General features: G+C 67.3%; 6 protein-coding genes and 1 pseudogene. 5 read left to right on the top strand and 2 right to left on the bottom strand.

Annotated features, from left to right (window positions below; genetic code table 11):
* Positions 1 to 1,365, top strand: a pseudogene (locus ACFDS3_RS02925) (DNA polymerase III subunit alpha); the annotation flags it as partial.
* Positions 1,365 to 1,838: an acyl-CoA thioesterase gene (locus ACFDS3_RS02920; RefSeq protein WP_375260840.1), complete on the top strand. Its 474-nt coding sequence runs from the start codon at positions 1,365 to 1,367 to the stop codon at positions 1,836 to 1,838. The pseudogene ACFDS3_RS02925 and the gene ACFDS3_RS02920, both read left to right, overlap by 1 nt.
* 4 nt (positions 1,839 to 1,842) lie before the next feature.
* On the opposite strand, the gene ACFDS3_RS02915 is transcribed toward ACFDS3_RS02920, so the two are convergent.
* Positions 1,843 to 2,028: a SlyX family protein gene (locus ACFDS3_RS02915; protein WP_375260839.1), complete on the bottom strand. Its 186-nt coding sequence runs from the start codon at positions 2,026 to 2,028 to the stop codon at positions 1,843 to 1,845.
* A gap of 67 nt (positions 2,029 to 2,095) precedes the next feature.
* On the opposite strand from ACFDS3_RS02915, the gene hisS reads away from it, so the two are divergent.
* The 3 genes from hisS to hisG are packed head-to-tail and all read left to right on the top strand — an operon-like array spanning position 2,096 to position 5,324.
* On the top strand, positions 2,096 to 3,565 hold the full coding sequence (gene hisS, locus ACFDS3_RS02910) for a histidine--tRNA ligase (RefSeq protein ID WP_375260838.1): 1,470 nt from the start codon (positions 2,096 to 2,098) through the stop codon (positions 3,563 to 3,565).
* Positions 3,562 to 4,632, top strand: a complete 1,071-nt coding sequence (locus ACFDS3_RS02905) for an ATP phosphoribosyltransferase regulatory subunit (RefSeq protein ID WP_375260837.1) — start codon at positions 3,562 to 3,564, stop codon at positions 4,630 to 4,632. Before hisS ends, ACFDS3_RS02905 begins: the two co-directional genes overlap by 4 nt.
* Positions 4,629 to 5,324 carry an ATP phosphoribosyltransferase gene (gene hisG, locus ACFDS3_RS02900; protein WP_375260836.1) on the top strand — a complete coding sequence of 232 codons (696 nt, stop codon included), beginning with the start codon at positions 4,629 to 4,631 and terminating at the stop codon, positions 5,322 to 5,324. Before ACFDS3_RS02905 ends, hisG begins: the two co-directional genes overlap by 4 nt.
* A 69-nt stretch (positions 5,325 to 5,393) precedes the next feature.
* Here hisG and ACFDS3_RS02895 read toward each other — a convergent pair whose 3' ends face one another.
* Positions 5,394 to 6,035, bottom strand: coding sequence for a hypothetical protein (locus ACFDS3_RS02895; protein WP_375260835.1), 642 nt, complete (start codon positions 6,033 to 6,035; stop codon positions 5,394 to 5,396).
* Positions 6,036 to 6,077 lie beyond the last annotated feature (42 nt).

The following is a 6,077-nucleotide window of genomic DNA, read 5'->3' as shown; positions in this document are numbered from 1 at the left end:
GGCGGCGCCGACCTGCTGCGCCGCGCCATGGGCAAGAAGATCAAGGAGGCGATGGACGCCGAACGCCCGAAATTCACCAAGGGTGCGATGGAGAACGGGGTGGACGAGGCGAAGGCCAAGGAGGTCTTCGACCTTCTGGAGAAATTCGCCAATTACGGCTTCAACAAGTCTCACGCCGCCGCCTACGCCGTCGTCAGCTATCAGACCGCATGGCTGAAGGCGAACCACCCGGTTGAGTTCATGGCCGGCGTGATGAACTGCGATATCCACCTGACCGACAAGCTGGCGATCTATACCGAGGAAGCCCGCCGCGGCCTCAGCATCGGGATCGTGCCGCCCTGCGTGAACCGCTCGATCGAGACGTTCAGCGTGAAGGACGGGCAGATCGTCTATGCGCTTGGCGCGCTCAAGGGGGTGGGCCTCGACGTGATGCGGCTGATCGTCGAGGGCAGGGGCGACAAGCCCTTCGTCAACCTCTACGACCTCGCGCGGCGGGTGGATCTGAAGCGCGTGGGCAAGCGCGCGATCGAGATGCTGGCCCGCGCCGGGGCCTTCGACGAGCTCGACCGCAACCGGCGGCGGGTGTTCAACAGCCTCGACCAGCTGGTGGCCTACTCCGCCGCGATCCACGAGCAGAAGGCGTCGAACCAGGTGTCGCTGTTCGGCGATGCCGGCGACGACCTGCCCGAACCGCGCCTGTCGCCGGTCGAGGACTGGCTGCCGACCGAGCGACTGGCCGAAGAGCACACCGCCATCGGCTTCTACCTCTCTGGCCACCCGCTGGACGACTACATGGCGCCGCTGAAGCGCAAGGGCGTGATGACGCTGGAAGAGGTGCACGGAAAGGCGATGAACGGCCCGCACGTCGCCAAGATGGCCGGCGTCGTCGCCAACCGGCAGGAGCGCAAGTCGGCGCGGGGCAACCGCTTTGCCTTCGTCGGGCTGTCGGATCCCACGGGGCTTTACGAGGTGACGATCTTCTCGGACACGCTCGAGGCGTCGCGCGAATATCTTGAACCGGGCACGAACGTCGTTGTGCAGGTCGAGGCAACGATCGAATCCGAACAGCTGAAGCTTTTGGGCCGGTCCGTCGCGCCCATCGACAGCGCCGTGGCCGCGGGGGGCGGAGGGCTGATGATCTACCTCGACGCGCCCGACGCGATCAGCATGGTGGCGAGCGTGCTGAACCGCGCCCGCGAGGACCAGAAGATCCGCGCCCGGGGGCCGGTGACGCTGTGCCTGATGGATCGCAACCTGCCCGGCGAGGTCGAGGTCAGTCTGGGCGATGATTTCCCTGTGACCCCGCAGATCAAGGGCGCGATCAAGTCGCTCGGCGGCGTCATCACGGTCGAGGATCTGGTCTGATGGATGCGCGCAAGCTCGAGATGACGGTGCTGATGACGCCCGAGATGGCGAATTTCAGCGGCAAGGTGCATGGCGGCGCGCTTCTGAACCTGCTGGACCGGGTGGCATTCTCGTGCGCGTCGCGGTTCAGCCAAAGCTATTGCGTCACCCTGTCGGTCGATCAGGTGGTTTTCAAGCAGCCGATCAATGTGGGCGAACTGGTGAATTTCCGCGCCGCGATCAACCACGCCGGCCGCACCTCGATGGAGGTGGGCATCCGCGTCGAGGCCGAGGACATCCGCTCGGGCACAAAGCGCCACACCAATTCCTGCTACTTCACGATGGTCGCCGTGGACGACGCCGGCACACCCGTGACCGTTCCGGAACTGAAGGTCCTGGACGAAGAGGAGGGCAGGCGCCAACGCGCCGCGCAGATCCGCAAGGACCTGCGCAAGCGCTTCACGCAAGAGATGGCAGAGGCGTCGCGGGGGTAGGGCGTTACCAGTGCGGAGGCTGTTCGTCGCCCACGAAGACGCCGCCATCCGTGTCCGCCCGGGCACGCTCCATCAGGAAGCGGACCTGCCGTTCCAGGCGTTCGATGGTGCGGGAATGCTCGGTCACCACGTCCGAAAGCTCGTCATTGGCCCGGATGAGGTGGGCCAGTCGCTCTTCGATCTTGTCCATATCGGCCTCCATCTTGCGCCAGCCCCCCCTTTGACGTAGTCGAGCCGCGTTCCCAAGGGGGGTCGTCATGGCAAAGTCAAAGAAACAGCCGCGCCCGAAGGCCCTCACGCCGAAGGGTTTTCGCGACTATTTCGGGTCCGAAGTGACCCGTCGCCAGCAGATGCTGGCCGAGATCGCGCGGATCTATCATCTCTACGGCTTCGACGCTCTCGAAACGAGCGCTATCGAAACGGTCGAGGCGTTGGGCAAGTTCCTTCCCGATGTCGACCGCCCGAACGAGGGCGTCTTCGCGTGGGAAGAGGACGGCGACTGGCTGGCGCTGCGCTATGACATGACCGCGCCGCTGGCCCGCGTCGCGGCCCAGTATCGCAACGACCTGCCCTCGCCCTACCGCCGCTACACGATGGGACCGGTCTGGCGGAACGAAAAGCCCGGCCCGGGCCGCTTCCGCCAGTTCTACCAGTGCGACGCGGACACCGTCGGCTCGGCCTCGATGGCGTCCGATGCCGAGATTTGCGCGATGCTGGCCGACGTGCTCGAAGCCGTAGGGATCGCGCGGGGCGATTACATCGTGCGGGTGAACAACCGGAAGGTCCTGAACGGCGTGATGGAGGTCGCGGGCCTTGGCGGCGACGATCGTGAGGCCGAACGCGGCATCGTCCTGCGCGCCATCGACAAGATGGACCGCCTGGGCGAGGCGGGCGTCCGTGCGCTTCTGGGCGAGGGGCGCAAGGACGAGAGCGGTGACTTCACCAAGGGCGCCGGCCTGGGCGACGCCCAGGCTGACGTGGTTCTGGGCTTCGTGGGCGCACGGCGCGAGACAGGGTCCGAGACGCTGGCGCGCCTGTCCGAGCTGGTCGGCGAAAGCGAGACCGGCCGCGCCGGTGTCGACGAATTGTCCCAGATCGCGGAGCTTCTGGACGCCCAAGGCTACGGCCCCGACCGCATCGTCATCGACCCGTCGGTCGTCCGGGGCCTCGGCTACTACACCGGCCCGGTCTATGAAGCCGAGCTGACCTTCGAAATCGCCGACGAGAAAGGCCGCCCGCGCCAGTTCGGCAGCGTGGCCGGGGGCGGGCGGTATGACGATCTGGTCAAGCGCTTCACCGGGCAGGAAGTGCCCGCGACTGGCGTGTCGATCGGGGTCGACCGGCTGCTGGCCGCGCTGACGGCGAAGGGGCGGTTCGACAACCTCGAAGACGGCCCGGTGGTCGTCACCGTCATGGACCGGACCCGCATGGCAGAGTACCAGGCGATGGTGGGCGAGCTGCGCAGCGCCGGTATCCGGGCGGAGCTATATCTCGGCAATCCCAAGAACTTCGGCAATCAGCTGAAATACGCGGACAAGCGCGCCGCCCCGATCGCCGTGATCCAGGGCGAGGACGAGGCCGCGCGGGACGTGGTGCAGATCAAGGACTTGAAGCTGGGCGCGAAACTGGCCGCCGAACTTTCCCACGAGGAATGGCGCGATCAGCCCGCGCAGTTCGAATGTGCGCGCGATGCGATGGTGGAAGAGATCCGAAAGCGCCTCTCATGAGGGACAAGACGGCGGAACGGGCCGAGGCCGCGGCGATCCTGCAGGCCTTCCTCGATGCGGGGGCGATGCCGGTGGAAACGGACATCCTGCAGCCTGCGGGGACGCTTCTGGACCTCTACGGCGAGGACATTCGCGCCCGCGCTTTCACCACCCAAGGCCCCGACGGCGAGGCCATGCTGCGCCCCGACTTCACCGTGCCGGTCGTGCAGATGCACATGGCCGAGGGCGGTGATCCTGCGCGCTATGCCTATGTGGGCGAGGTCTTCCGCCGGCAGGCTGCCGATCCGGGACGCCCTGCCGAATATCTACAGGTCGGCTACGAGCTTTTCGGCGGCGATGCGCCCGAAGCGGATGCCGAATGTTTCGCCCTGTTCCACCGGGTGCTGTCGCCGCTGTCGCCGCGGGTGACGACGGGCGATATCGGCATTCTGGCGGCCGCCGTGCGCGGGCTGAAGACCTCCGAGGCACGCAAGGCGGCACTGTTGCGCCACATCTGGCGGCCCCGGCGCTTCCGCACGCTGATCGACCGTTATGCCGGCCGGACCGAAATGCCGGCGCATCGGGCGGCAGTGCTCAACGCCGTCGACCCCTTTGCCGGTGCCGGCCCCGAGATCGGGCTGCGCGACCGTGCCGATGTCGAGGCGCGCATCGCCGCGCTGAAGGCCGACGCGGCTGAGCCCGCGCTGTCCGAATCTGAGGTCGAGTTGATCGACGACATCCTGCGCCTGCGCGCCCCCTCGGACGCGGCGCTGCAAACCCTGCGCGACGTGGCGATCGACATGCCGTCCATCTCGCCGGCGGTGGATGGGTTGGGCCGGCGGCTCGAGGCGCTCGACGCGCGCGGGATTACGCCCGAGAGCCTGCCATTCGAGGGCAGTCATGGCCGCTCGACCATGGAATACTATGACGGGTTCGTCTTCTCTTTCTCGGCTGCCGGGCGCGCTGACCTGCCGCCGCTGTCCACCGGGGGGCGCTACGATGCGCTAACCCTCGTGCTGGGGCAGGGGCAGGTAACCCCGGCTGTCGGCGGCGTGATCCGACCCGCCTTGACGCTGGAGGCCCGGTGATGCTGAAACTCGGCGTGCCGTCCAAGGGCCGGCTGATGGACAAGACCTTCGACTGGTTCGGCGCGCGCGGCCTGACGATGGGCAAGGGCGGGTCCGAACGCGAGTATTCCGGCGTGGTCGAGGGGTTCGACGGCCTGCAACTGGTCTTGCTGAGCGCGGGAGAGGTCCCGCGGGAGCTTGCCGCGGGGCGCATCCACCTAGGCGTCACCGGCTCGGACCTCGTGCGCGAGAAGCTGACCCAGTGGGACGACCAGGTTGAAGAGCTTGCCCGGATGGGCTTTGGCCACGCGGACCTGGTGATTGCGGTGCCGTCCTTTTGGGTCGATGTAGAGACGCTGGACGATCTGGACGCTGCCGCCGCCGCCTTCCGTCGCCGCCACGGGTTCCGGCTGCGCATCGCGACGAAGTACCACCGCCTGGTGCGCGATTACCTCGCGTGGAACGGCGTGGCGGACTACCAGCTGGTGGACAGCCAGGGCGCGACCGAGGGCACCGTGCGACACGAGACCGCCGAGGCCGTCGCCGACATCACCTCGACGGGCGAGACGTTGCGGGCGAACCACCTCAAGATGCTGTCGGACGGCCCCGTCCATGCAAGCCAGGCGACGCTGTTCCGTGCCCGCAATGCCGACTGGGACGGCGGTGCGCGGGAACGGCTGGGCGTGCTGCTGCAAAGGCTGGGTCTAGACTGAGAAGTTGGCGCGGCGGCGGAGCGCCGCGCCGCCGCGCCAGCCTCGGCTTATCCGAACAGGGCGAGCCGCTCAGTCCCGCCCACGGCCGTTTCCGTTGCCGCGGCCACGGTCGTCCTCATCCTCATCGTCGGACTCTTCCTCCGCCTCGTCCTCATCGTCGCGATCATCGTCTTCGACGTCGTCGCGATCGTCCTCGTCGTCATCCTCGAGATCCTCGCCGTCCCCCTGGCCCGAGCGGCCGCGGTTTCCGCGTTCGTCGTCCCGGCTCACCTCGTTCGAGACGACGTTGCCCTCGGCGTCGTAGCTCCGTTCGATCTTGGTGCCGCCGGGGGTCCGGATCTCTTCCTTGGCGAGGGTTCCGGCTTCGGTGTAGCTGCGTTCGATCACCGCACCGTTGCGGCTGGTGGCGGGCTCGATCTCTTCGTCGACCAGGGCGCCGGTGCGGTCGTACTCCCTTTCGATCTTCGCCCCGTCCGAGCTGCGCGTTTCCTCTTCGCGCAGGACCGTGCCGTCGCGGCTGTAGACACGTTCGGTCGTGCCGGCGCTGCCGCTGGTCTGGACGTAGAGGCCGTCCCTGCGGACACGAATAGTCGCCTGGTTCTCGAAGCCCTGATCGTAGAGCTCTCGCGCAAGTGCCTGATAGTCCTGTGCCGCTGCCGCGCCGGCAAACAGGCAACCGACCAGCGCCGTCGAAATCATGTATGTCTTCATGAGATGCGTTCCCTCCTGACCCCATGCCGGGCCGCCGCCTGT

Origin of the sequence: Palleronia sp. (genome assembly GCF_042089775.1) — a bacterium.
GTDB lineage: Bacteria > Pseudomonadota > Alphaproteobacteria > Rhodobacterales > Rhodobacteraceae > Palleronia.
Note: the sequence above shows the minus strand (reverse complement) of the source record. Positions and strands in the feature narration are given on the sequence as shown.